The sequence below is a fragment of the Arthrobacter sp. Soil736 genome (genome assembly GCF_001428005.1).
GTDB lineage: Bacteria > Actinomycetota > Actinomycetes > Actinomycetales > Micrococcaceae > Arthrobacter.
Genome location: NZ_LMSB01000066.1, coordinates 123,727 through 149,106, shown reverse-complemented (window position 1 = coordinate 149,106; position 25,380 = coordinate 123,727). Strand labels below are relative to the sequence as shown.

Below are 25,380 nucleotides of genomic sequence, written 5' to 3'. Positions count from 1 at the left end.
TACTGGTTGGCAAACGGACGGGCGGCACCGTATGTCCCCATGCTAAGGAGACGTTCCTTACGCCCGTCAGGTTCGCGGAAAGACCTTGCTCAGCTCGGCGCTGATGCGATCGATGACAACGGCGGCCACGTCCTGTTTGGAGCCGGACGCCGATTGGGGTTCGGAGCCGGTCCGCGAAAGGATGACCACGGAGTTGTGGTCCTGGCCGAAAACCTTGTCCGAGCCCACGTGGTTCACCACGAGCAGGTCGCAGCCCTTGCGTTTCAGCTTCTCCTCGGCATACCCGAGGACGTCGCCGTGGGCGTCCCCCGTCTCGGCGGCGAAGCCGACCACGAGTTGGCTGTTGCCCCCGGCATCGCGGACGGCGACGAGTTCATGGAGGATATCGGGATTCCGGATGAGCGTGATGACGGGATCAGCGGCATCATCCCGCTTCTTGATTTTGGTGCCGGAGACGTCTGCGGGGCGGAAGTCCGCTACCGCGGCGGCCATGATAACGACGTCGGAATCGGCTGCCGCCGTCAGGACGGCTTCCCGGAGCTGCAGGGCCGTCTCCACCTCCACGAGTTCGACGCCTGCCGGAGCGGGCACCTCCATGTGGGCGGCCACGAGCCGCACCGTCGCTCCGGCGTCCCGGGCCGCGGCGGCCAGCGCGACGCCCTGCTTTCCGGAGGAGCGGTTTCCGAGGAACCGGACGGGGTCCAGGGGTTCGCGGGTGCCGCCGGCGCTGATGGTCACGGTCCGGCCGGTGAGCGGAAAGAGCGGGGCCTCAGTCGCGCCATGCCCGGGAACGGATTCCTGCAGGCCGCGAGCCAAGGCCATGGCCGCTTCAAAGATGGCCTCGGGTTCAGGCAGGCGGCCCGGACCTGAGTCCGAGCCGGTCAGGCGCCCGCTGGCGGGTTCCAGCACGGTTGCGCCCCGGCTGCGCAGCGTTTCCACGTTGGCCTGCGTTGCGGGGTGCTGCCACATTTCGGTGTGCATGGCGGGGGCGAAGAGCACGGGGCCGCTGGCCATGAGCAGCGTGTTGGTGAGCAGGTCGTTGGCCTGCCCGGTGGCGGCGCGGGCCAGGAGGTCTGCGGTCGCCGGGGCTACGACCATCAGGTCTGCCTCGTGGCCGAGCCGGACGTGATTGACCAGGTGGACGTCGTCGAAGACGCTGTTGGTCACCGGGTTTCCGGAGAGCGCCTCCCAGGTTGCCACACCGACAAAGCGGGTGGCCGCTTCGGTGGGGATGACCGTGACGTCGTGGCCGGCTTCAGTAAAAAGCCGGAGGAGCGACGCCACCTTGTAGGCGGCAATCCCTCCCCCGACTCCGAGGACTATGCGCACGTGACCTCCGTCAACAGGCAGTCTGTTTACTCTGCGGAAGTTACTCTGCAGCTTCGACGGGAGTGGCGACCAGCTTGCCTTCGTTGATCTCGCGCAGCGCGATGGACAGCGACTTCTCGTTCAGCTTGGTGTCAACCAGCGGTCCAACGTACTCGAACAGGCCCTCGTGCAGCTGGGCGTAGTAAGCGTTGATCTGGCGTGCACGCTTGGCACCGAAAATCACCAGTCCGTACTTCGAATCGGCAGCCTTCAGCAGCTCGTCGATCGGCGGGTTGATGATGCCTTCAAGGTTCGTGGACACGAATTCTCCAAATTCTAACGGGCTGATGGCTTCCTGCGGCTAGCGCGGGTGCGGGGTCAGCCCCATGAGTGAAACAAGCTCGTCCGCTGCCCGGCGAACGTCGTCATTAATAACGGTGTGGTCGAACTCCGGTTCAGCAGCAAGTTCTACTTTACCGGTTTCCAGCCGTCGCTGCTGTTCCTCGGCGGTTTCCGTGCCACGGCCCACAAGGCGACGTACCAACTCTTCCCAACTGGGCGGTGCAAGGAACACGAACTGCGCATCCGGAAGGGCCCGCTTTACCTGGCGTGCGCCCTGTAGGTCGATCTCGAGCAGGACCGAACGTCCTTCGGCAATAGCCTGCTTTACCGTGCTCTTCAGAGTGCCGTAGGTGTTCTGTCCATGCACCACGGCCCATTCCAGGAATTCGCCGGCGGCCACCAGGGACTCGAACTCCTCCTTCGACTTGAAGTAGTAGTGCACTCCGTCGACCTCCCCGGGCCGCGGAGCACGCGTGGTAGCCGAAACGGACAGCCAGACCTCGGGGTAATTGTCGCGGATATAGGTGGACACGGTGCCTTTGCCAACAGCCGTAGGACCAGCGAGGACTGTCAGTCCGGGTTTCTTGCTCACGTATTCCTTTGGGCGGTCTTCAGATGAATCTGGTCGGATGAATCTATTTCTCGTTCATAAAATCTACCAGCGCCCGGCGCTGGTGGATGCCCAGCCCCCTCACCCGGCGCGAGGCTGCGATGCCCAGGTTGTCCATAATGGCCGCTGCCCGGACTTTTCCGATCCCCGGCAGCGCTTCGAGCAGTTCGGAGACGCGCATGCGGGCGATCGCTTCCTCGGTGCCCCCGGAGTCCAGCACCTCGGCGATGGACAGGTCACCGGTTTTGAGTCTCTCCTTGGTGGCAGCCCTGGCAGCCCTCGCCGCCGCGGCCTTCTTTAACGCATCGGCTCGTTCCTGCGGCGACAAGGGTCGTAAGCTCACGGTCATTCCCCCGGGGTCATCCAGCGGATCCAAGGCCAAGGGCGGGCGTTGGACTTGTCCTTGAACCTACTCCCTGCCGGCCCGAGAAATCAATGGATTATTCGGCGCGTAGCCCGTCAAGCGTGCGCGCCGCCGCGTCGGTCAGTGCCCGGATCCCCGGGCCGGCCTTGAGGATGTCCCGGCTGGACGTTCCCAGCACCTGCGGGTATGCCGCGCCGAACGTCCGCCGCAGATCTGCGGGCGTGGCTCCCTGGGCGCCCAGTCCGGGAGCCAGGATGGGCCCGCGGACGGCTTCCAGGTCCAGTTGGAGGTCCGTCAACGCAGTCCCCACGGTGGCTCCGACCACGAGGCCAACGGAACCAAGCGGACCCGTGTAGCGAGCGTTTTCGCCGGCGGCCGCCTGGACAATCCTGCGGGCTACGGAGTCGCTTCCACCCACGTGCTGGACGGAGGCGCCTTCCGGATTGGACGTCAGGGCCAGGACGAAAACGCCGCGGCCGCACTCTGCTGCCAGATCAAGCGCAGGCCGTAGCGACTCGAAGCCAAGATAGGGGCTCAGGGTCACCGAATCCGCGGCCAGCGAAGAGCCGTCCCTAAGCCACGCATCGGCATAGGCTGCCATGGTGGAGCCGATGTCTCCGCGCTTGGCGTCGGCGATGCTCAGCACTCCGGCCTCTGCCGCGGCAGCAAGCGTCCGCTCGAGTGCCGCCATCCCGGCGGAGCCGTGGCGCTCGTAGAGCGCCACCTGCGGCTTCACCGCGGCAGCGAGGGAACCCACGGCTTCCAAGACGGTCAATGAGAAGCGCTCCAGGCCGGCGGCGTCGTCGTTCAGCCCCCAACTGTCCAACAGCGCGGGGTGGGGATCGATGCCGACGCACAGGGGGCCGCGGTCTGCCATCGCCCGGCCCAGCCGGGAGCCGAAGGACTCCCGGCCGGCCGTTTCAATGGAAGCCACGTCAGGCATTCTGCGCTGCCGTTTTCTGCGCTGCCGCATTCTGCGAGGCCACGAGGGCCGCGGCGTGCTCCTGCAGGCTGGTCACGGACCATTCGTAGGTGCGGAGCGCCTCGATCGCCTGGACGGCGGCGTTGAACTCGGCCACCGTGGTGATGCACGGAATGCCGATGGACGTGGCCGCGGCACGGAGTTCGTAGCCGTCGCTGCGGGCTTCGCCGCCGGACGGGGTGTTGAAGACCATGTCGATCTCGCCGGCAATGACGAGGTCGGCGATGGTGCCTTCGCCTTCGGCGCTGCTGCCCTCGGCAACCTTGCGCACCGGGGTGGCCTGGATGCCGTTGCGGCGCAGGACGTCGGCGGTGCCGCCGGTGGAGACGATCTCGAAGCCGAGGTCAGAGAGGCGCTTGACGCCCATGATCACGGAGCGCTTGTCCCGGTTGGCCACGGACACGAAGATCTTGCCTTCCGTCGGCAGGGCGTTGTTGGCAGCGGCCTGGCTCTTGGCGAAGGCGGTGTCGAAGTGCTTGTCGATGCCCATGACCTCGCCGGTGGAGCGCATTTCCGGCCCGAGCAGGGAGTCCACGACCTTGCCCTCCGGGGTGCGGAACCGGCTGAACGGCAGGACTGCTTCCTTGACCGACACGGGTGCGTCGAACGGCAGGGTGGAGCCGTCGCCGGTTTCCGGCAGCATCTTGTAGGCGCTGCGGAGCTGGTTGATGGTCACTCCGGTGCCGATCAGCGCCGCGGCCTTGGCCATCTGCACGCCCGTTGCCTTGGAGACGAAGGGCACGGTGCGGGAGGCACGCGGGTTGGCTTCCAGCACGTACAGGACGTCCGAGGCCAGCGCGAACTGGATGTTGATGAGGCCGCGGACGCCCACGCCCTCGGCGATGGCCCGGGTGGCGGTGCGGACGCGCTCCAGCACGTTGTTGCCCAGCGTGATGGGCGGCAGGACGCACGCGGAGTCGCCGGAGTGGATGCCGGCCTCCTCGATGTGCTCCATGATGCCGCCGAGGTACATGTCCTTGCCGTCGAACAGGGCGTCGACGTCGATCTCCACGGCGTCTTCGAGGAACCGGTCGATCAGCACCGGGTGCTCCGGCGTGATTTCGGTCGCGTTGGCGATGTAGCGGGACAGGTTGGGCTCGTCGTAGACGATCTCCATGCCGCGGCCGCCCAGGACGTAGGACGGGCGGACCAGCACGGGGTAGCCGATCTCGTCGGCGATCTTCTTGGCGTCCTCGAAGGACACGGCGGTGCCGTTCTTCGGGGAGATGAGCCCGGCTTCGTCCAGCACCCGGGCAAAGGCGCCGCGGTGCTCGGCGAGGTCGATCGCTTCCGGTGACGTGCCGAGGATGGGCACGCCGGCGTCGGCCAGCTGCTGGGCCAGCTTCAGCGGGGTCTGGCCGCCGAGCTGCACGAACACGCCCATCACGCCGCCGGTGCGTTCCTCGGCCGCGATGACCTCGAGGACGTCCTCAAGGGTCAGCGGCTCGAAGTACAGGCGGGTTGATACGTCGTAGTCGGTGGAGACGGTTTCCGGGTTGCAGTTGACCATGACGGTCTCGTAGCCGGCCTTGCGCAGGGCCATGGAGGCGTGCACGCAGGAGTAGTCGAACTCGATGCCCTGGCCGATGCGGTTGGGGCCGGAGCCGAGGATCAGGATGGACGGCTTGGCGTGCAGCGCCACCTCGTCCTCCTCGTCGTAGGACGAGTAGTGGTACGGGGTGTAGGCGGCGAACTCTGCGGCACAGGTGTCCACGGTCTTGTAGACCGGGCGGATGCCCAGGGCCTGGCGGACTCCGCGGACCACGGCCTCGGAGTTGTGCGTGAGGGCGCCGATCTGCTCATCCGAGAATCCGTGGCGCTTGGCCCGCTGGAGCATGTCCACGGTCAGGGCCCCGGACTGGCGGATCTCGCGGGAGATCTCGTTCAGCAGCTGCAGCTGGTCCAGGAACCAGGGATCGATCTTGGTTGCCTCGTAGAGTTCCTCGACGCTGGCCCCGCCGAGCAGGGCGCGCTGGACCTGGTGCAGGCGGTCCGTGGTGGGACGCTTGGCCTTCTCGATCAGCTCGGGGACTTCCCATTCCGGAACGTGGCTGAAGTCCAGCTGCGAACCCTTCTGTTCGAGCGACCGCAGCGCCTTCTGCAGGGCTTCGGTGAAGTTCCGGCCCATGGCCATGGCCTCGCCCACCGACTTCATGGTGGTGGTGAGCGTGGGATCGGCTGCCGGGAATTTCTCGAAGGCGAACCGCGGAACCTTGACCACCACGTAGTCCAGGGTGGGCTCGAAGGAGGCCGGCGTCTTCTGGGTGATGTCGTTGGGGATCTCGTCCAGGGTGTAGCCGAGCGAGAGCTTGGTGGCGATCTTGGCGATGGCGAAGCCGGTGGCCTTGGACGCCAGGGCCGAGGACCGGGACACACGCGGGTTCATTTCGATGACCACCACGCGGCCGGTGTGAGGCTCGATCGCGAACTGGATGTTGCAGCCGCCGGTGTCCACGCCGACTTCACGGATGACGGCGATGGAGATGTCGCGCAGCCGCTGGTATTCACGGTCCGTGAGGGTCAGCGCCGGAGCCACGGTGATGGAGTCGCCAGTGTGGACGCCGACGGGATCGAAGTTCTCGATGGAGCAGACAACAACGACGTTATCGTTCTTGTCGCGCATCATCTCGAGTTCGTATTCCTTCCAGCCGAGGATGCTCTCTTCGAGCAGCACCTCGCTGGTGGGGCTGTACTGCAGGCCCTGGCCCACGATCCGGCGGAGGTCCTCTTCGGTGTAGGCGAGGCCGGAGCCCAGGCCGCCCATGGTGAAGGAGGGGCGGACCACCATGGGGTAGCCGAGGTCCTCGGCCGCCTTCAGCGCCTCGTCCATGGTGTGGATGATGTGGCTGCGGGCGGATTCCGCACCGCAGCGCTCCACGACGCCCTTGAACTTCTCGCGGTCCTCGCCGAGTTCGATCGCGGCGATGTTGGCGCCGATGAGCTCCACGTTGTACTTTTCCAGCACGCCGTTCTTGTCCAGGGCGATGGCGGTGTTCAGCGCCGTCTGTCCGCCCAGGGTGGGCAGCACGGCGTCGGGGCGCTCCTTGGCGATGATCTTCTCCACCACCTCGGGGGTGATGGGCTCGATGTAGGTGGCGTCGGCGAACTCCGGGTCCGTCATGATGGTCGCCGGGTTGGAGTTGACGAGGATGACGCGAAGGCCTTCCTCCTTGAGGACGCGGAGGGCCTGGGTGCCGGAGTAGTCGAATTCAGCCGCCTGGCCGATCACGATCGGGCCGGAACCGATGACCAGGACGCTCTTAAGGTCAGTTCTCTTAGGCATTACTTCTTGTCCTCAGTCTTGTTGTCATTTTCGTGTTGTCCGTCCGCGTTCGTTCCGGCAGCGTTGCTTCCGTCAGCCTTCGTTCCGGCCGCGGGATGCGCTGCGTCCACGGGCTCGCCGGACAGGCTGGCGGTGCGGCCGTCCCGCGCGCCTTCCATCAGGTCGATGAAGCGGTCGAACAGGTAGGCGGCATCGTGGGGGCCGGCCGCGGCTTCAGGGTGGTACTGGACCGAGAACGCCGGGATGTCGAGGCACGCGAGCCCTTCAACGACGTCGTCGTTCAGGCTGATGTGGCTGACCTCGACCCGGCCGAAGCGCTCCTCCGGTGCGGTGGTGGGACCGTCCAGGGGCGCGTCGACGGCGAACCCGTGGTTTTGCGACGTGATCTCCACCTTCCCAGTGCGGCGGTCCATGACCGGCTGGTTGATGCCGCGGTGGCCGTACTTGAGCTTGTATGTGCCGAAGCCCAGGGCGCGGCCCAGGATCTGGTTGCCGAAGCAGATGCCGAAGTAGGGCAGCTTCTCGTCCAGCACGGTGCGGAGGAGCTTGACCTGGGTGTCGGCCGTGGCGGGGTCGCCCGGGCCGTTGGACATGAAGAAGCCGTCCGGGTTGAGCGCCTTGACGTCCTCGATGGTGGCGGTGGCGGGGAGCACGTGGACGCGGACGCCGCGCTCGGCGAAGCGGACGGGGGTCATGGCCTTGATGCCGAGGTCGATCGCGGCGATGCTGAACCGGGCGTCGCCCTCCCAGCCGTGGTCCTTCGGTTCCACGACGTAGGCCTTGTCGATGCTGACTTCCTCGGCCAGCCGGGCGCCTTCCATCGGCTCGCTGGCGAGCACTACGTCCAGCAGTTCCTTTTCGGTGGCCTGTGCGGCCTCGCCGGAGAAGATGCCGGCGCGCATGGTCTTGTGCTCACGCAGGTGGCGGGTGATGGCTCGGGTGTCCACGCCCTGGATGCCCACGATGCCCTGCTCCACGAGTTCGGAGTCAAGAGAGCGCTCAGACCGCCAGTTGGACGGGCGGCGCGCGGCGTCGCGGACGACGTAGCCTGCCACCCAGATGCGGCGGGATTCCGCGTCCTCGCTGTTCACGCCGGTGTTGCCGATGTGCGGGGCCGTCTGCACCACCAGCTGGCGGGCGTAGGACGGGTCCGTGATGGTCTCCTGGTAGCCGGTCATGCCAGTGGCGAAGACCGCCTCCCCGAGGGCGGTGCCCTGGGCGCCGTAGCTGCTGCCGCGGAAGATGCGGCCGTCTTCAAGCACCAGGGCGGCCGGGGTGGAACGTGCCGCCTGCGGTGCAGTCGCTGTGTTTACTTCGTTGGGATCCGTCACTGTATTACTTTCCACTATGGGCATCGGCCTGGGGGCCTGCGGAGATCAATTCCTGAAGAGTTTTGAGGAGGGCCGGTTTGTCCGCGGCCCGGCGGGTCCGGAAACCCGTGTCCAGTTCGTGGGTTCCGAGGGACCAGCTGAGAACCAGCAGGCCGTCCTTCTCGACGAACTTGCCGGCCATGCCGCTGTCCTGGCGGACGCCGGCCAGCCTGGCCGCCGGGATGAAGAGCGGCCCGGCTCCGGACCGCTCGAACAGCACACCCTCCGGGTGGACGGTGAGTTCCGCGTTCGTGCGGATTCCCAGGCCGTGGACGGCGATGCGGTCCAGCCAGTCGCCGGCCGTGGTGGTGGCCACGTACTGGCCGTCGGCTGCGGCAAGCGGCATGCTCAGTTCCGCCGGAACCGCGGGCAGCTGTTCGACGTCGGACTGGCGGCGGAGGCGGTTCCGCCACCCGATGCCGATCAGGACCAGCACGACGGCGATGAGCGGCAGCGTGATAACCAGCGTCAGGGTCTTATTGTCCATCAGTACCCGCCCGCCGGCGCTGTGGCGGCGTCGGCCGGGTGACGGTAGGGCGTGTTGAGCTTGCCGTCCAGGACGGTGGGGTGTCCCTTGAAGAACGTGGCCACGACCTTGCCGGGGAGCTCCATGCCGCGGAACGGCGAGTTGCGTCCCATGGTGGCCATGGCGGACGGGTCCACGGTCCAGCGCGCGGACGGGTCCACCAGGATGATGTTGGCGGGTTCGCCTTCCTCCAGGGGTCGGCCTTGGTCCGTGAGGCGGCCGATGGCGGCCGGCGCGACGGACGTGGCCCTGGCGAAGTCAGCCCAGGTCATGAGGCCGGTCTCGATCATGGCGTGCTGGACGACCGAGAGCGCGGTCTCCAGCCCGGTCATTCCCATCGCCGCCTGCGCCCATTCGCATTCCTTGTGTTCGCTGGGGTGCGGTGCGTGGTCCGTGCCCACGACGTCGATGGTGCCGTCGGCGAGGGCGGCGCGCAGCGCCTGCACGTCCGCGTCGGTGCGCAGCGGCGGGTTGACCTTGTAGACGGGGTCGTAGCTGCGGACCAGTTCGTCGGTGAGCAGGAGGTGGTGCGGCGTCACTTCAGCGGTGACGTTGATGCCGCGGGCCTTGGCCCAGCGGATGATCTCCACGGATCCGGCCGTGGACACGTGGCAGACGTGGAGCCGCGATCCGACGTGCTGGGTGAGCAGGACGTCGCGGGCGATGATGCTTTCCTCGGCCACGGCGGGCCAGCCGGTCAGCCCGAGGACGGCGGAGACGTTGCCTTCATTCATCTGCGCCCCGGCGGTGAGGCGGGGTTCCTGCGCGTGCTGGGCCACCACGCCGTCGAACGCCTTGACGTATTCGAGGGCGCGGCGCATCAGGACCGGGTCGTGGACGCAAATGCCGTCATCCGAGAACATGCGGACCTGGGCGCGCGAGTCAGCCATGGCGCCGAGCTCGGCCAGCTGCTCCCCCGCGAGCCCGACCGTGACGGCGCCCACGGGACGGACGTCGACCCAGCCGGCGGCGCGGCCCAGGCTGTGGACCTGCTCCACCACACCGGCGGTGTCGGCCACCGGGGTGCTGTTGGCCATCGCGTGCACGGCGGTGAAGCCGCCCAGTGCGGCGGCCCGGGTTCCGGTCTCGACTGTTTCCGCGTCTTCGCGGCCCGGTTCCCGCAGGTGGGTGTGGACGTCCACCATGCCCGGCAGGGCGATGAGGCCGTCGGCGTCGATGACGGTGGCGTCACCGGCGGCGCTGTTGGCGGCTGCGCCGCGTGCGGCGATGACGCCGTCGCGGATGAGCAGGTCCTCGGTTCCGGCTCCCAGGATGGCCGCCCCGCGGATGAGGTAGGTTCCGGTGCTTCCGGTTGTGGCGTTTGTGTTTGTGCCGTTATCGGCAGATTGTTCAGCCATCAGTTGCTCTCCTTCAGGGTGGCGGCTGGTTCACGGGTGTCCCCGGAGAGCAGCAGGTACAGGGCGGCCATGCGGACGGACACGCCGTTGCGCACCTGTGCAAGCACGGTGGAACGCGGCGAGTCGGCAGCGGCCGCGGAAATTTCCAGGCCCCGGTTCATGGGGCCGGGGTGCATGATGATGGTGTCCTTCAGCCCGAGCCTGTCGAGCGCCCGGAGCCTGTTGTCGTCAAAGCCCCAGCGGCGTGAATACTCGCGCGTGGAGGGGAAGTACGAGGCATTCATGCGCTCGCCCTGGACGCGGAGCATCATCACGGCATCCACTCCCTTTTCCAGGGTTTCGTCCATGTTGTAGCTGACCCTGCAGGGCCATTGCTCGACGCCGATCGGCAGGAGCGTGGGCGGCGCCACGAGCGTGACCTCGGCGCCGAGGGTGCGCAGCAGCCAGACGTTGGAGCGTGCCACGCGGGAGTGCAGGACGTCGCCGGCAATCGCAACGCGCATGCCTTTGAGGTCAGCGCCGCTGGAGGGAAGCCCCGCGAGTTTTGTCCAGTGCCGGCGCATGGTGAACGCGTCCAGCAGGGCTTGGGTGGGGTGTTCATGGGTGCCGTCGCCGGCGTTGATGACGGCGGCGTCGATCCAGTCGGTGGCCGCGAGCCGGTGCGGAGCGCCGGAGGCCCAGTGGCGGATGACGACGGCGTCCGCCCCCATTGCGGACAGCGTCTGGGCGGTGTCCTTGAGGGACTCGCCCTTGGAAACGGACGATCCCTTGGCGGCGAAGTTGATGACGTCCGCGGAGAGCCTCTTGGCGGCGGCCTCAAAGGAGATGCGCGTGCGGGTGGAGTCCTCGAAGAAGAGGTTGACCACGGTGCGGCCGCGGAGCGCCGGAAGCTTCTTGACCTCGCGGTCGCCGACGGCGGCCATTTCCTCCGCGGTGTCGAGGATGCGGACGGCGTTGCCCAGGCTGAGGCCCTCGGTGGACAGCAGGTGCTTCATGCGCCGGCCTCGATGACCACTTCGTTGACAGCCTGGCCGTCAATGACGTCGGTCTCCTCGAGGCGCACCCGGACTTTTTCGGCTGAGGACGTCGGCAGGTTCTTGCCCACGTGGTCGGCGCGGATGGGAAGCTCGCGGTGCCCGCGGTCGATCAGCACGGCCAGCCGCACGATGCGGGGGCGGCCGAGGTCAACGATCGCGTCCAGTGCGGCGCGGATGGTGCGGCCGGAGTAGAGGACGTCGTCAATCAGGACAACAACCTTGTTGTCGATTCCGGACAGCGGCAACTGGGTGTGGTGGGGCGGCCTGGTGGGCTGGTGGGAAAGGTCATCACGGAACATGGTCACATCCAGCTGCCCCACGATGGCGGCCGCGTCAACGGCGGGATCGGCGGCTGCGATCTTCTGGGCGAGCCGGACTGCCAGCGGATAACCGCGGCGTGGAATGCCGAGCAACACCAGGTCCTTTGAGCCTTTGTTGGCCTCGAGGATCTCATGGGCGATACGAGTGAGTGCACGGTCGATGTCCGCGTGGTTGAGTACAACCCTGGCCGGGACCGGTGCCTGTGTGACATTAGTCAACGCTCGTCTCCCCTTTCCCCGCCTCACGGGACGGAATTAAAAAAGGAACATTTGCCTTCCAAAATTACCACACGGGCGCCCCGGCACGGCCCGGACGGAAGGCGTCGTCGGTCACACCTGCGGCGGCCGGACCTTGCGGCTGAACGGACCTTTGGCGACGCGCATCCCGCCGCATAGGCTCATCTCTATGTCGATGAACCCGCAGCAGCCTGCGTCCGGCCCGTCAGGCAACCGCCCCGGTGACCCGCAGCGGCAGTTCCGTGAGCAGGCCACCAACCCCAGCTGGATGGGCCACGTCCAGCCGCAGAACTACCGGCCGGCGCCCGGGCACAGCGGGGGTTCGGTAGTCCAGGTCATCCCGGCGTCGGCGTCCACGGTCGGCGCCCGGGCGTCGGCGGGCGTGGTGGGGCTCGTCGTGGGGGGAGGAATCCTCGCCTTCGTCAGCCTGTTCCTGGTGGTGCCCTTCCTGCTGGCTAACACCGGCGCCACGGGGTTCGCCATCGGCTTCGTCGCGTCGCTGATCCCGCTTGGTGCCGTGCTGGGGTCCGTCTACATCATTGACCGCTGGGAGCCTGAGCCGAAGAGGCTGCTCCTTTTTGCATTCACCTGGGGCGCCGCGGTGTCCATCGCCGTGACGCTGCTCATCCAGCCCGTCTTCGCCCTTGCTGCCCCGTACTCCGACGAAGCCGCCTTCCGCGATTTCATGACCACGGTCCAGGCGCCGGTGGTGGAGGAATTCGCCAAGTCCCTGGGCCTGCTCCTGCTGCTCCTGATGGCCCGGAAAAACTTTGACGGCCCCGTGGACGGGGTGGTGTTCGCGTTCACCATCGCGGGCGGCTTCGCCTTCACCGAGAACATCCTCTACTTTGGCCGCGCCATTGCAGAGTCGGGCACGCCCGGCAGCGACCTCGTCCAGATCTTCTTCCTGCGCGGCGTGATGTCACCGTTCGCCCACGCCATCTTCACCGGAACCACCGGCCTGATCATGGGGCTCGCGGCGCGCCGCTGGCACCCGGGCGCATCGGTCGCCGCCTTCGTTGTGGGACTCATACCCGCCATGATCCTGCACAACCGGTGGAACAGCATGGGGCAGGACTTCCTGGCGCAGTACGTGCTGGTGCAGGTCCCCATCTTCCTGCTGGCGGTCGCCTGCATCGTGGTGCTGCGGGTCGCCGAAACGCGCCTCACGCGCCAGCGCCTGCTCGAGTACGCCGCCGCGGGCTGGTTCATGCCGGCCGAGGTGGAAATGCTGGCCACCGCCGGCGGCAGGCGGCAGGCCGTGCGCTGGGCCGGCGCCTACAATCGTGCGCCGCAGATGAAGGAGTTCGTCAAGGCAGCCACGAGGCTGGCGTTCACCCGCCAGCGGATCCTCAGCGGCAGGGACGTCCAGGCCCACCAGCAGGACGAAATGCAGCAGCTGTACGAACTCGCCGCGCTGCGCGCCGCCGTCGGACAGTAAAACCTACCTGAAGCGGGCAGCAGAGAGCCCCGGCCAGTTCACTGGCCGGGGCTCTTTTTGCTTGCTGATGACCCGCGTTGGGTCAGGCCAGCAGTGAAGGCTTCAGCTGCTGGAGACGTCCGAGTAGGCCGTTGATGAACGACGGCGACTCGTCCGTGGACAACGTCTTGGCCAGGGCCACCGCTTCGCTGACGGCGACGCCGTCGGGCACGTCGTCGTTGTAGAGCAGTTCCCAGGTGCCGATCCGCAGGATGATGCGGTCCACGGACGGCATGCGTTCCAGGGTCCAGCCCTGTGAGTACGTTTCCAGGAACTCGTCGATGGCGGGCTGCAGTGACACAACGCCCTCGACGATTTCGAGCGTGTAGGGGTTGACGATCTGGTCGGTCCTCTCCCGCCGCGCGCGAAGCACATCAAAGGCGGAAACGGAGCGCTGCTCCGCTTCGAAGAGGACGTCAAGAGCCCTGTTACGGGCTTTACCGCGGGCGCTCACTACTCGCTTACCCTGCCCAGGTAGCTGCCGTCACGGGTGTCGACCTTGACCTTGGTGTTGTTCTCGACGAACAGCGGCACCTGGATCTCGTAGCCGGTCTCGAGGGTGGCCGGCTTGGTTCCGGCGGAGGAGCGGTCGCCCTGCAGGCCCGGCTCCGTGTAGGTGATTTCGAGGACAACGCTCGGCGGCAGTTCGATGTACAGCGGCGTGCCTTCGTGGATGGCAATGTTGACCATCTGGTTTTCGAGCATGAAGTTGGTGGCGTCGCCCACCGTGGCACCGGAGACCGTGATCTGGTCGTAGTCCTGGGTGTCCATGAAGACGAAGTCCGCGCCGTCCTGGTACAGGTACTGGTAATCGCGGCGGTCCACGGTGGCGGTTTCGATCTTGAGGCCGGCGTTGAAGGTCTTGTCGACCACCTTGCCGGACATAACGTTGCGCATCTTGGTGCGAACGAACGCGCCGCCCTTGCCCGGCTTGACGTGCTGGAACTCGATGATGTTCCAGAGCTGGCCCTCAAGCTTCAGGACGGTTCCGTTCTTGATGTCGTTTGTGGTTGCCACTGGTTTCCTCTGGTTTGTATCTGACTGCTTCTAGCGGCCAGCCGTATGCCAAGCAGGCATGCCGAACGGCCCGCCAGCGTGTATTTATCAAAAATCCAAGAACCATTCTAGCGGAAATGCGGGCGCGCTCGTTCTGCCCGTTCCGGCGGCCGCCGTCAGGAGGCCAGTTCGAGCACGTCCCGCGCCCTCTGAAGCGCCACGGTCGACGAATAGATGAGCGCCGCGTCGGCTGACTGCGCGACCCTCAGGTCGAGCGCCCGGGCGAATGATTCCACAGCGGCACCGATGTGGCCGGAAGCGAAGTGCGTCCTGCCGAGGTGCTGGTGCACGAGTGCCTCGTTGGGCGTGCCGGGCACCTCCGCGAGCAGTTGCCGGAACACCTCCACCGCGCGGTCGAAGCGGTGGGACACGCGGAGGACCTCGGCCTCGAACGTCCGGAGCCGGAACGACTCCGGGTCCTTGTAACGGGCCTCGGCGAGCAGTTCGGCCGCGTCCGACGCGTTCCCCTCAACGAGGAGCACGAACACCCGGTCCGCCGGGTCGGTCGACGACTCAAGGGCCGCTGCGCAGGCTTCGGCGTTGGTGATCTCCGGCAGCAGGGTTTCCGGGTTGACCCGGATTCCCGGGAAGCCGCCGGCAGGCCACTCGATGGTGTCGCCCTCGAACTTCCGCATCAGGAGGCTATCTCCTGGTAGGCGGCAAAAAGCAGGGACGTGTCCGGGACATCCAGGATGCCGGGCTTCGCGACGCCGTCGAGCACCACGAAACGGAGCAGGTCACCGCGTGATTTCTTGTCGCGGCGCATGCCGTCCAGGAGCCCCTGCCAGCGGTCGCGGCGGTAGGTGACAGGCAGTCCAAGGGATTCAAGGATGCTCCGGTGGCGGTCGGCGTCGGCGTCGCTGAGGCGGCCCACGCTGCGGGACAGTTCCGCGGCGAACATCATGCCCACCGAGACGGCCGCACCGTGGCGCCAAGAGTAGCGCTCCACGAGCTCGATGGCATGGCCAAGGGTGTGTCCGTAGTTGAGGATCTCGCGCAGGCCGGATTCCTTCAGGTCCTCGGACACCACCCGGGCCTTGACGGCAATGGCACGCTCAATGAGCTCACGAAGGGCGTCCGAGCCGGGGTCGGTGACAGCCTCCGGGTCCTTTTCCACGAGGTCGAGGATGGCCGGATCGGCGATGAAGCCGCATTTGATGACCTCGGCCATGCCGGAGATCATCTCGTTTTTCGGCAGCGTGTTCAGGGTGTCAAGGTCCGCAAGGACAGCCGCGGGAGGGTGGAACGCGCCAACCAGGTTCTTGCCTTCGGCCGTGTTGATCCCGGTTTTGCCGCCCACCGAGGCGTCCACCATGCCGAGGAGGCTCGTGGGCATGTGGATGACCTTGACGCCGCGCAGCCACGTGGCGGCAACGAAGCCGGCGAGGTCCGTGACAGCCCCTCCCCCGACCGACACAACGGCGTCGGAACGGGTGAAGTCGTTCTGGCCCAGCACCTGCCAGCAAAACGCGGCCACCTGGATGTGCTTGCCTTCTTCGGCGTCGGGGATCTCCGCGGTGAGTGCGGTGAAACCCGCCGCGGCGAGTTCGTCCCTGACGGTGTCTCCGGTGAGCCGGAGCGCCCGGGGGTGGATGACCAGGACACGCCGGACGCGCTCACCCAGCAGCTCCGGAAGGGTGCCCAGCAGGCCGCGGCCAACGACGACGTCGTAGTTGTCGCCGGCCGACTCGCCCGTGACCTTGATGACGGTTGATTCGCTCACTTCTCAACTTCCTGTTTCGCGGCCGTGATTTCCCCGGCCGCCGTAGTCGCGGCTCTGGATCCCGCGCTGATGTTGTCCGCAGCCGGGTTGGCCGCACCTGCAGTCCCTGCGCCTGTGCCGTCCGGTCCGGCATTCTCCGCCCGGGCCGTGCCCGCTCCGGTGCCGGCACGGAAGGCGCCCAGCGCCGCTTCGAGGCGGCGTCCCAGCTCCGGAACCGTACCCTGACGGACGTCGACGACGATGTCGGCGAGGCGTTCGTAGACGGGTTTCCGGGTGGCAAACAGTGTTTTCCAGCGGCGGATCCCGTCGCCGGCGAGCAGCGGCCGACCCGAATTCCGCGCAATCCTGGCGGCGACGGTTTCCGCATCGCATTCGAGGTAGACCACCGTGCACCGGTCCAGCAGCTGCTGGGTTCCGGAGTCCAGGACCGAACCGCCGCCGAGCGAAATCACGGTGGCTGTGCCGGCCGCTTCCTCGACGACGCGCGCAACAGTCCGCGCCTCAATCTCCCGGAACACCCGCTCACCGCGCCCCGCGAAGATGTCAGCGATGGAGCCGTGGTTTTCCACGATGACAGCGTCGGTATCCACAAAGGGGGCGCCCAGCTGTTGTGCCAGCTGTTGCCCGATCGCCGACTTGCCAACGGCCATGGGTCCGATCAGCACTATGGGACGGTCCCCTGCAGCGCAGGGCGTATTGCTCAAAGACACTAGTGTCCGATCGTGTCCAGCGACGCCGGAATGCTGTCGAGGTAGCCCTTGATGTTGCGGGCAGTCTCGGCCACGGAGTCGCCGCCGAACTTTTCAGTGACGGCCTCGGCAAGGACCAGGGCAACCATGGCTTCGGCAACGACGCCGGCAGCCGGAACGGCGCAGACGTCTGAACGCTGGTGGTGGGCCTTGGCGGGTTCGCCGGTGCTGATGTCGATGGTTTTCAGGGCACGGGGCACGGTGGCGATCGGCTTCATGGCGGCCCGCACACGCAGGACGTCGCCGATGCTCATGCCGCCTTCGATGCCGCCGGCACGGTTGCTGGTGCGGATGATCCTGCCGTCTTCATCCTTAATGATTTCGTCGTGGGCCTGGGATCCGCGGCGGGCGGCGGTGAGGAAGCCGTCCCCCACTTCGACGCCCTTGATGGCCTGGATGCCCATGAGGGCGGCGGCCAGGCGGGAATCCAGCCGGCGGTCCCAGTGGACGTAGCTGCCAAGTCCCGGAGGCAGCCCGTAGGCCAGGACCTCCACCACTCCGCCGAGCGTTTCGCCTTCCTTGTGGGCGGCGTCCACCTCGGCAACCATGGCATCGGACGTTTCACGGTCGAAGCAGCGGAGGGGGTCGGCGTCGAGCGCAATGACGTTGTCGGGGACCGGCAGGGGCCGGCCTTCGGGGACCGCAACGCTGGCAATGGACACCGTATGGCTGACGAGTTCAATGCCGAGGTGCTTCAGGAACTGTGCGGCGACGGTTCCCATGGCGACTCGCGTGGCGGTCTCGCGGGCGCTGGCGCGTTCAAGCACCGGACGGGCCTCATCGAAACCGTACTTCTGCATGCCGGTGAAGTCCGCGTGGCCCGGGCGGGGACGGGTGAGCGGGGCGTTGCGTGCCTGGTCGGCGAGTTCCGCGGGGTCAACGGGGTCAGCAGACATGATCTGCTCCCACTTTGGCCATTCGGTGTTGCCCACCTGGATGGCGACGGGGCCGCCCTGCGTGATGCCGTGGCGGACTCCGCCAAGGATGGTGACGACGTCCTGCTCGAACTTCATCCGGGCACCCCGGCCATAGCCGAGGCGGCGGCGCGCCAGGGCATCGGCAATCTGCCCGCTGGTGAGTTCAACACCTGCGGGGACGCCTTCGATAATTCCGACCAGTGCCGGACCATGGGATTCACCGGCAGTCAACCAACGCAACATACAATCCATCCTGCCATGTCTGGCGGTCAGTACACGCGCCGGGGAGCCCCGACTGCGTCACACATCACATCTATGACTTCCGCACTTGCGGCGTCGTCGCGGCCCGTAAAGTAGCGGACCTGCTCCACCGCCTGGTACAGCAGCATCTCCAGGCCGGCAACCACTGTTCCGCCGCGGCTTTCCCAGGCGGCAGCGATCCGGCTGGGCCACGGATCGTAGGCGACGTCCAGCAGGACGCCGTCCGTCGCCGTGCCCAGCGCCTCAAGCTCGGCAGCCATGCCGTCCGCCGCCCGGGGCGGCAAGGTGGATATTACGACGTCGGCCCCGGCCAATGCGGCGACAGCTTCCGATATGGGGCGCACGGTGATCTCCATGGCCAGGCCGCTTGCCGCGGCCCTGGCCTCGGCCGCCCGGCCGGTGTCCCGGACGTAGACGGCAACTGACCGCGCACCGAGTTCCTGGAGCGCGGCCACGGCCGCCGCCGCGGTCCCGCCGCCACCGAGGACCACCGCTGCAGGCGCCTCGACCGCCCCGGCGTTGCGCAGCGCGTTGACGATGCCCGCGACGTCGGTGTTGTAGCCGACCCGCCGTCCGGACTCGCCCTCGGATTCGAAGACGACGGTGTTGATGACGCCAAGCACCTGTGCCACTCCGCGGACTTCATCCACTTCACGGACCATGGCCTTCTTGAGCGGCATGGTCACGGACAGCCCGCGCCAGCCCGGTTCGGCGCGGACGGACTCCATGAACGCGGGCAGGGATTCCTCCGTCACGTCGATGGCCGTGTAGCCGATGTCGGCGCCAAGCTTCGCATAAGCGGCCATGTGCAGCGCCGGTGACTTGGAGTGGCTGATCGGGTGCCCCAGGACAGCAGCACGAAGGCTCATACGCAGCGGCCCGGGTTGGCCTCACACCAGGCGTTGTACTGCTCGACGTACCCGTTGTGTTCGGCCAGCGTCTTGGAGAACTTGGTTTCCTTGGTGTCGAGGTTGATCGTGACCCAGTACAGGTAGTCATTCTTGTTCGGCTTGGCCGCAGCATCGATGGCGTTCTTGCCCGGCGAACCGATCGGACCGGCCGGCAGCCCCTGGATTGCGTAGGTGTTGTACGGGTTGGACTTGTCGGCCTTTTCCGATTCGTCGATGTGGAAGGTCTTCTTGCCCAGGCCGTAGGTGACGGTCGCATCCGACTGGATGAGGCCGTTGGTTTCCGTGTTGTTGGGCTTGAGCCGGTTGTAGATGGCGCCCGCGACGTCTTTGTACTCGGCCTGGCCGCCCTCTGCCTGCACGATGCTCGCGACCGTAACCACGTCATACTGCTTGGCGGGGTCGGTGACGCCCTGTGTCTTGAGCTCGTTGGTGGTGCTCTTGACCAAGGAGGTCAGGATCGCCTTAGGGGTGGTTCCGAGCGGGAACCTGTACTCACCGGGGGCCAGGTAGCCCTCAAGGTTCTTTGCCTTGGCGGGAAGGCCAAACTGTTTGGGGGAATCGCTGAGCGTCTTGAGTTGGGCTACCGGTATCCCGGAGCCTTCGGAGATTGCCTGCAGCGATTCGCCGATCCGGAGTCCGGCGCTCAGTGCGAAGTACATGACCTTGGACTGTTCGGCGCTGAGCAGGACCGCTACGGCGTCGGCGTTCTTCATTTCCTGCTTGAAGTCGTACTCGCCGGGAGCGAGGGTGCCGCCTGATGCGGCCAGCGCGGAGGCAAAGGTGTCGGCGTTCGCTACCACCCTCGCTTCCTCGAGTTTCGCGGCAACCGAGACGGGCCCCTCGCCGGGCAGGACCGCCACCTTCACCTGGCCCGTTCCCGGACCGGGATAGTCGCTTGCCTTGTCGGCACCGAGCAGCGGCTTGAGGAACTGCGCACCCACAACGGCGGCAGTGACGAAAAGTGCGAGGGACAGCAGCAGGGCCACGAGACGGCGTCGGCGGCGGACTTTCTTGGAGGGCCGGGCCACCGTGGTCATGCTGTCCGCATTGGCCAGCAACTGGTGCCCGACGGCCTCGGGCTCATGAGCGTCATGGTCCTCGTACGAGTCGTGGTGCGCGTCATGATGCGCCTCGTGGCGCGAGTCGTGGTGGTGGTCCTGGTAGCCGGCTTCTGCGGCGTCAGCGTGGTGGAGGTCTTCGTCAGCGTGGTGCAGGTCTTCGTCAGCGTGGAAGGCTGCTTCCTCGGCGACTGGCTCCTGGACTGCTGGTTCCTGGACAGTGGGCGGAACGGGCGGAACTAGAGGCACGGCGACCGTCGCGGGCACGGGCTCAGGTTCCGTCACCGTCGCGGGCGCGGGCTCAGGCTCCGTCACCGGCTCCGGCGCGCGCTGCGGTGCCGGCGCCGGTGCGGCGGAGGGAGACTGCGTGGGCACCGGCTGGGCAGGCGCCGCCTGGGTGGGCGCCGGCTGCGTGGGCACAGACTGGGTGGGCGCCGGGCGATGCCCGAACATCTCGGGTGCGCTGTCCTCGCCGGATTCGTAGGCGTGCTCGGGAACGACGTCGCCGGATTCCGCCGTGAGGGCCTTCTCCCGGGCACGGATTTCCTTGCGCGTCAGCGGCCGTCCGGCGTCCCTGAAGCTCCTGCCGGAGGAGTCGTCGTTATTGACCGGGCTCACTGTAGCCTTCCATCCTCTGAAGATTGTGTGTCTTGCACCGGGACAGCCTGCGCAGCATGGCCTGCTGCGGCGTCTCCGGTAAGCCCCGGCCGGGAAAGCGCGCGCACGCGGCTCCCCACATCCGTTCCCCTGGCTTTTTGCATGTCGATGGCGTGCTGCAAGATTCCCGCAGCCGCAACCTGATCCACCACTTTACGGTGATTTTTGCTGCTCATGCCAGCTTCGTGCAGGTGTCGGTGGGCCGTGACCGTGCTGAGGCGCTCGTCAACGAGGTTGACGGGCACGTCCTGCCCCGTGCGGCGCAGCTCCTCTGCCAGCAGCTGGGCGTACTCGGTGGCCATGCGCGCGGAGGCATGTTCTTCGCCCTTCATGGTCCTCGGCAGCCCCACAAAAATCTGCACGGCACCCCGCTCAGCCGCCAAAGCCGCAATCACGCGGACATCGGAGTTCTTTTTGGGGTTGCGGTCCAGTGTTTTGAACGGCGTGGCCAGGATGGCGTCGCTGTCACAGATGGCGACGCCGACACGGACGGTGCCCACGTCGACCCCCAGTTTGATGCCCTGGGGGTAGACGTGGGACGCAGCGGATGAGGTCACGGATCTGCTAGCGCCGGGTTACGGCATCTACGACTGCCGCCAGCGCCGGGCCGACCTTCGACGCGTCGGTGCCGCCGCCCTGGGCGACGTCGTCCTTGCCGCCCCCGCCGCCGCCGAGGATGCCGGCCGCGAGCCGGACCAGTGCTCCGGCTTTGACGCCGGCTTCACGTGCGGCTTCATTCGTGGCGATCAGGATGACCGGACGGTCATTGCTGACTCCGGCCACGGCCACCGTGGAGGCTTCGGAACCGAGGCGGTTCCGCAGGTCCATGGCGAGTCCGCGGAGGTCATCCGCGCCGCTGACCTGGCCGGCGTCGTGCGCAATGACCCGAACGCCTGCGGCGTCCTTGGCCGTACCCACCAGCTGTGCAGCCTCGGCCGTGAGCTTTTCCTTGCGGAGCCGCTCCAGCTCCTTTTCCGTGGTCTTCAGCTTGGTCAGGGTCGTGGCGATCCTGTCGGCCAGCTGGCCGGACGGAACCTTGAGCATTTCGGTCAGCTCCGTGACGAGGGCGCGTTCGGCGGCGAGGTGCCGGAAAGCGTCCATGCCGACGAATGCCTCGACGCGGCGGTTGCCCGATCCCACGGACTGTTCGCCAAGCAGCGACAGGCTGCCGATGAGGGACGTGTTGGGAACATGGGTGCCGCCGCACAGCTCGCGCGACCATGCGCCGTCGATTTCCACGACACGGACTTCGCTGCCGTAGTTCTCTCCGAACAGGGCCATCGCGCCGAGTGCCTTGGCCTCGGCCAGGGCCATGACCTTGGTGTCCACGCGGAAGTTGTTCCGGATGGCCAGGTTGGACACTTCCTCGATTTCGGAACGGGTGGCGGCGCTGAGGCCTTCGCCCCAGGCGAAGTCGAAGCGCAGGTATCCGGCCTTGTTGTAGGAGCCGCGCTGGGTGGCTTCCGGGCCGAGGATCTGGTGCAGCGCCGCGTGCACGATGTGCGTGCCCGTGTGCGCCTGCTCGGCGGCATGGCGGCGTTCGCGGTCCACCGCGGCGCGCACCAGCGCGTCGGAGGCGATTTCGCCCTCGCGGACGATCGCCTTGTGGACGCTGAGGCCCTTGACCGGCCGCTGGACGTCGAGAACTTCGACGACGAACCCGTCGCCGGTGATGAGGCCGGTGTCCGCAGCCTGGCCGCCGGCTTCGGCGTAGAACGGCGTTTCGGCGAGGACCAGTTCAATCTCGTCGCCCGTGGCGGCCTGGGAGACCTTGCGGCCGTAGCTGAGGATCCCGCGGACGTGGGATTCGCCGTCGAGTTCGGTGTAGCCGGTGAAGACGGTCTCCCCCTCGGACAGCAGCTCCTGGAAGGCGCTGAGGTCCGCGTGGGCGCCCTTCTTGCCCTTGGCGTCGGCCTGGGCGCGCTTGCGCTGCTCCAGCATGAGCTTGCGGAATTCCGGCTCGTCGACCTTCAGCCCGGCTTCCTCGGCCATCTCCAGCGTGAGGTCGATCGGGAAGCCGTACGTGTCGTGCAGGGCGAACGCGTCGGCGCCGGAGAGCGGCCGGCCGGCGGCCTTGGACTCGGTCACGGCGTCTTCGAGGCGGGCGGTGCCTGAGGCGATGGTGCGGAGGAAGGCCTTCTCTTCCGCGTAGGCGATCCGGCTGATGCGGTCGAAGTCGGTCTCCACGATCGGGTAGACGCCCTTCATGGCGTCGCGGGAGGCGGGGAAGAGGTCCGGCAGGCAGGCCTTTTCGACGCCGAGCAGGCGCATCGAGCGGACGGCGCGGCGGATCAGGCGGCGCAGCACGTAGCCGCGTCCCTCGTTGGACGGTGTGACGCCGTCGGCGATGAGCATCAGCGCCGAGCGGATGTGGTCTCCGACCACGCGCATCCGGACGTCGTCCGTGTGGTGGGGATCGTCGGCCGTTTCCGCCGACGTGTACTCCTTGCCGGAGAGTTCGGATGCCTTGTCGATGACCGGGCGGACCTGGTCGGTCTCGTACATGTTCTCGACACCCTGCAGGATCATGGCGAGGCGCTCCATGCCCAGGCCGGTGTCGATGTTCTTCTTGGGCAGCTCGCCCACGATGTCGAAGTCGTCCTTGGAGCGGACGTTGTTGATCTGGTACTGCATGAACACGAGGTTCCAGATTTCGACGTAGCGGTTTTCGTCGGCGATGGGGCCGCCCTCGACGCCGTAGGCGGGGCCGCGGTCGTAGTAGATCTCCGAGCAGGGGCCGGCCGGTCCGGGCTGGCCGGTGTGCCAGTAGTTGTCCGCCTTGCCCATGCGCTGGATCCTGCTGGCGGGGACGCCCGTGTTCTTGAGCCAGAGGTCCTTGGCTTCGTCGTCCTCTTCGTAGACGGTCACCCACAGCAGTTCCGGCGGAAGTCCGTAGCCGCCGTCGTCAACGCTTGTGGTGAGCAGTTCCCAGGCGAACTTGATGGCGTCTTCCTTGAAGTAATCGCCGAACGAAAAGTTGCCGCACATCTGGAAGAAGGTGCCGTGGCGGGCAGTCTTGCCCACTTCCTCGATGTCGCCGGTGCGGATGCACTTCTGCACGCTGGTGGCCCGGTTGAAGGGGGGCTCTTCCCGCGCGGTCAGGTACGGGATGAACGGAACCATCCCGGCGACCGTGAACAGCAGGGACGGGTCGCTGGAGACCAGGGATGCGGAGGGCACGGCGGTGTGGCCCTTGCTGACGAAAAAGTCGATCCAGCGCTTGGTGATCTCCTGCGACTTCATGAGCTGATTACTTACCCTTCTTGGTTCACGCGTTCTGCCGCGTGACAGTTTGATTCAGATGGCAGATCCGGGACAACGGTTACTGCCGGTTTAATTCTCCCGCAGCGGCGGCTACCGCCGCACAACGTCCTGGGATTCGACGCCGAGGGCGGTGCGCAGGTCGGTCTCCCGCTCGCGCATTCCGGCGCGGACCGCGTCCGCGAAGTCGTAGACGCCGTCGGCCAGCCGGCCCACGGCGCGGTTCAGGCCCTCCGGCCCCAGGTTCTGCTGGGCCTCGGTGACTTTGCGGAAGGCGATGACTCCGATGGCCACGCCGATTCCCATCCAGACAAGTCTTTTCATTTCAGTTCTCCGGTGGGGCTTAGCGGCTGCGACGGCCGGCGGCGGGCTTCTTGCGGGCGGCGAAGGCGGAGCGAACGCCGTAGCTGAAGGCGGCCACCTTGATCAGCGGCGAGCCCACCGTGGCGGCAACCAGGGAGGACAGCGCCGAGATGTTCGCCGAGGCGTCCGAAACGTTGGAGGCGATGCCGTCCACCTTCCTCAGCTGCTGGTTGGCGGTGGAGACGGTCGCCGTGACTTCGTCCATGAGTGGGGTGGCGCCGTCGCTGATGGAGCGGATCGAGGTCCGCACTTCATCGAACACCCGCCCGAGCTTGAGGATCGGGACAGCAAGCAACAGCACCAGGAGCGCAAATACCCCGGCCGCGATCAGGCCGGCAATATCGCCACCAGACATAGACGTTCATCTCCTTGAAACTCCGTGGAACGGTACATGGTCCGCGGCGGCAGCGTGCTGCAGCCGCGGATCTCCCCCAAGTACCTTACATACAAAGAAGCCCGCGGCGCTTGCCACGGGCTTCCTTGGGTACGCTGCCGGAAATTTAGCGTGCGTAGAATTCGACGACGAGCTGCTCTTCGCAGGTCACGGGGACCTCGGAGCGCTTCGGGCGACGGACCAGGCGTGCCTGCAGGGCGTCAAGCTTGACGTCCAGGTAGGCCGGAACCTGGGGCAGGACGTCGCGGTGTGCGCCGGCTGCTGCAACCTGGAACGGAGGCATGGTTTCGCTGCGGCTGTGAACGTGGACCAGCTGGCCCTCGCCGACGCGGAAGGACGGGCGGTCAACGCGGATGCCGTCAACGAGGATGTGGCGGTGCACAACCAGCTGGCGGGCCTGGGCGATGGTGCGGGCGAAGCCGGCACGCAGCACGAGGGCGTCGAGACGCATTTCGAGCAGTTCGATCAGGTTTTCACCGGTCAGGCCCTTGGTGCGGCGTGCTTCTTCGAAGGCACGGGTCATCTGGGCTTCGCGGATGCCGTACTGGGCGCGCAGGCGCTGCTTTTCGCGCAGACGTACGGCGTAGTCGGAGTCCTGCTTCTTGCGGGCACGGCCATGCTCACCGGGGCCGTACGGGCGGCGCTCCATGTACTTGGCGGCTTTGGGGGTCAGAGCGATGCCGAGTGCACGCGAGAGGCGTGCGGTACGGCGAGCACGAGTGTTGTTAGCCACTTGTGTCCTTCCAATTACTGCGGTGTGTCAGTGTTACTGGCCTCCACGATGGAGAGCATCGGCCAACCGCTGCCTTTTGC

The 25,380-nt window shown here is 66.8% G+C and carries 24 protein-coding genes and 1 pseudogene; 1 reads left to right on the top strand and 24 read right to left on the bottom strand.

Annotation, left to right across the window (positions count from 1 at the left end):
• Positions 1-66: 66 nt before the first annotated feature.
• From coaBC to pyrR, 11 genes are all read right to left on the bottom strand, one after another.
• Positions 67-1,329, bottom strand: a complete 1,263-nt coding sequence (gene coaBC / locus ASG92_RS25320; RefSeq protein WP_056635277.1) for a bifunctional phosphopantothenoylcysteine decarboxylase/phosphopantothenate--cysteine ligase CoaBC — start codon at positions 1,327-1,329, stop codon at positions 67-69.
• A gap of 40 nt (positions 1,330-1,369) precedes the next feature.
• The gene (gene rpoZ, locus ASG92_RS25315; protein WP_056635274.1) at positions 1,370-1,630 is read right to left on the bottom strand and encodes a DNA-directed RNA polymerase subunit omega; all 261 of its coding nucleotides are present in this window, start codon (positions 1,628-1,630) and stop codon (positions 1,370-1,372) included.
• A 39-nt stretch (positions 1,631-1,669) separates the two neighbouring features.
• On the bottom strand, positions 1,670-2,242 hold the full coding sequence (gmk, locus tag ASG92_RS25310; RefSeq protein WP_056635271.1) for a guanylate kinase: 573 nt from the start codon (positions 2,240-2,242) through the stop codon (positions 1,670-1,672).
• A gap of 43 nt (positions 2,243-2,285) precedes the next feature.
• On the bottom strand, positions 2,286-2,609 hold the full coding sequence (mihF, locus tag ASG92_RS25305; protein WP_056635267.1) for an integration host factor, actinobacterial type: 324 nt from the start codon (positions 2,607-2,609) through the stop codon (positions 2,286-2,288).
• Positions 2,610-2,700: 91 nt separating this feature from the next.
• Positions 2,701-3,567, bottom strand: a complete 867-nt coding sequence (pyrF, locus tag ASG92_RS25300; protein WP_056635265.1) for an orotidine-5'-phosphate decarboxylase — start codon at positions 3,565-3,567, stop codon at positions 2,701-2,703.
• Positions 3,560-6,889 carry a carbamoyl-phosphate synthase large subunit gene (gene carB / locus ASG92_RS25295; RefSeq protein ID WP_056635262.1) on the bottom strand — a complete coding sequence of 1,110 codons (3,330 nt, stop codon included), beginning with the start codon at positions 6,887-6,889 and terminating at the stop codon, positions 3,560-3,562. The genes pyrF and carB overlap by 8 nt, the downstream gene beginning before the upstream one ends.
• On the bottom strand, positions 6,889-8,244 hold the full coding sequence (gene carA / locus ASG92_RS25290) for a glutamine-hydrolyzing carbamoyl-phosphate synthase small subunit (protein WP_240987300.1): 1,356 nt from the start codon (positions 8,242-8,244) through the stop codon (positions 6,889-6,891). Before carA ends, carB begins: the two co-directional genes overlap by 1 nt.
• Positions 8,225-8,746, bottom strand: a complete 522-nt coding sequence (locus tag ASG92_RS25285; protein ID WP_056635257.1) for a hypothetical protein — start codon at positions 8,744-8,746, stop codon at positions 8,225-8,227. The genes carA and ASG92_RS25285 overlap by 20 nt, the downstream gene beginning before the upstream one ends.
• On the bottom strand, positions 8,746-10,143 hold the full coding sequence (locus ASG92_RS25280; RefSeq protein ID WP_056635252.1) for a dihydroorotase: 1,398 nt from the start codon (positions 10,141-10,143) through the stop codon (positions 8,746-8,748). The genes ASG92_RS25285 and ASG92_RS25280 overlap by 1 nt, the downstream gene beginning before the upstream one ends.
• Complete coding sequence (locus tag ASG92_RS25275; RefSeq protein ID WP_056635249.1) at positions 10,143-11,138, bottom strand: aspartate carbamoyltransferase catalytic subunit; 996 nt, start codon at positions 11,136-11,138, stop codon at positions 10,143-10,145. Before ASG92_RS25275 ends, ASG92_RS25280 begins: the two co-directional genes overlap by 1 nt.
• A complete protein-coding gene (pyrR, locus tag ASG92_RS25270) occupies positions 11,135-11,719 on the bottom strand; it encodes a bifunctional pyr operon transcriptional regulator/uracil phosphoribosyltransferase PyrR (protein WP_056635246.1) in 585 nt (194 codons plus the stop codon). The genes ASG92_RS25275 and pyrR overlap by 4 nt, the downstream gene beginning before the upstream one ends.
• A 187-nt stretch (positions 11,720-11,906) precedes the next feature.
• On the opposite strand from pyrR, the gene ASG92_RS25265 reads away from it, so the two are divergent.
• Complete coding sequence (locus tag ASG92_RS25265) at positions 11,907-13,178, top strand: PrsW family intramembrane metalloprotease (protein WP_056635242.1); 1,272 nt, start codon at positions 11,907-11,909, stop codon at positions 13,176-13,178.
• Positions 13,179-13,260: 82 nt separating this feature from the next.
• Here ASG92_RS25265 and nusB read toward each other — a convergent pair whose 3' ends face one another.
• The 13 genes and pseudogenes from nusB to rpsD form a co-directional block, all read right to left on the bottom strand.
• Complete coding sequence (gene nusB / locus ASG92_RS25260) at positions 13,261-13,671, bottom strand: transcription antitermination factor NusB (protein WP_056635239.1); 411 nt, start codon at positions 13,669-13,671, stop codon at positions 13,261-13,263.
• Positions 13,671-14,234 (bottom strand): elongation factor P, encoded by a 564-nt coding sequence (efp, locus tag ASG92_RS25255; protein ID WP_056635236.1) that lies wholly within the window; start codon positions 14,232-14,234, stop codon positions 13,671-13,673. Before efp ends, nusB begins: the two co-directional genes overlap by 1 nt.
• 155 nt (positions 14,235-14,389) lie before the next feature.
• Entirely contained in the window at positions 14,390-14,908 is a 519-nt protein-coding gene (locus ASG92_RS25250) for a tetratricopeptide repeat protein (RefSeq protein ID WP_056635232.1), read from the bottom strand.
• Entirely contained in the window at positions 14,908-15,996 is a 1,089-nt protein-coding gene (aroB, locus tag ASG92_RS25245) for a 3-dehydroquinate synthase (RefSeq protein ID WP_056635230.1), read from the bottom strand. The genes ASG92_RS25250 and aroB overlap by 1 nt, the downstream gene beginning before the upstream one ends.
• 179 nt (positions 15,997-16,175) lie before the next feature.
• Positions 16,176-16,706 (bottom strand): annotated as a pseudogene (locus tag ASG92_RS25240) (shikimate kinase); the annotation flags it as partial.
• Complete coding sequence (gene aroC / locus ASG92_RS25235) at positions 16,706-17,905, bottom strand: chorismate synthase (RefSeq protein WP_056635223.1); 1,200 nt, start codon at positions 17,903-17,905, stop codon at positions 16,706-16,708. The pseudogene ASG92_RS25240 and the gene aroC, both read right to left, overlap by 1 nt.
• A 26-nt stretch (positions 17,906-17,931) precedes the next feature.
• Positions 17,932-18,792 (bottom strand): shikimate dehydrogenase, encoded by an 861-nt coding sequence (locus tag ASG92_RS25230; RefSeq protein ID WP_056635221.1) that lies wholly within the window; start codon positions 18,790-18,792, stop codon positions 17,932-17,934.
• On the bottom strand, positions 18,789-20,510 hold the full coding sequence (gene mltG / locus ASG92_RS25225; RefSeq protein WP_056635218.1) for an endolytic transglycosylase MltG: 1,722 nt from the start codon (positions 20,508-20,510) through the stop codon (positions 18,789-18,791). Before mltG ends, ASG92_RS25230 begins: the two co-directional genes overlap by 4 nt.
• Complete coding sequence (ruvX, locus tag ASG92_RS25220) at positions 20,507-21,106, bottom strand: Holliday junction resolvase RuvX (protein ID WP_056635216.1); 600 nt, start codon at positions 21,104-21,106, stop codon at positions 20,507-20,509. The genes mltG and ruvX overlap by 4 nt, the downstream gene beginning before the upstream one ends.
• 7 nt (positions 21,107-21,113) lie before the next feature.
• A complete protein-coding gene (alaS, locus tag ASG92_RS25215) occupies positions 21,114-23,792 on the bottom strand; it encodes an alanine--tRNA ligase (protein WP_056635212.1) in 2,679 nt (892 codons plus the stop codon).
• 111 nt (positions 23,793-23,903) lie between these two features.
• Positions 23,904-24,134, bottom strand: a complete 231-nt coding sequence (locus ASG92_RS25210; protein ID WP_200952088.1) for a DUF6167 family protein — start codon at positions 24,132-24,134, stop codon at positions 23,904-23,906.
• Positions 24,135-24,153: 19 nt separating this feature from the next.
• Positions 24,154-24,528 (bottom strand): DUF948 domain-containing protein, encoded by a 375-nt coding sequence (locus ASG92_RS25205; RefSeq protein WP_056635204.1) that lies wholly within the window; start codon positions 24,526-24,528, stop codon positions 24,154-24,156.
• Positions 24,529-24,673: 145 nt separating this feature from the next.
• Positions 24,674-25,300 carry a 30S ribosomal protein S4 gene (rpsD, locus tag ASG92_RS25200; RefSeq protein WP_011692125.1) on the bottom strand — a complete coding sequence of 209 codons (627 nt, stop codon included), beginning with the start codon at positions 25,298-25,300 and terminating at the stop codon, positions 24,674-24,676.
• Between the last annotated feature and the right edge of the window lie 80 nt (positions 25,301-25,380).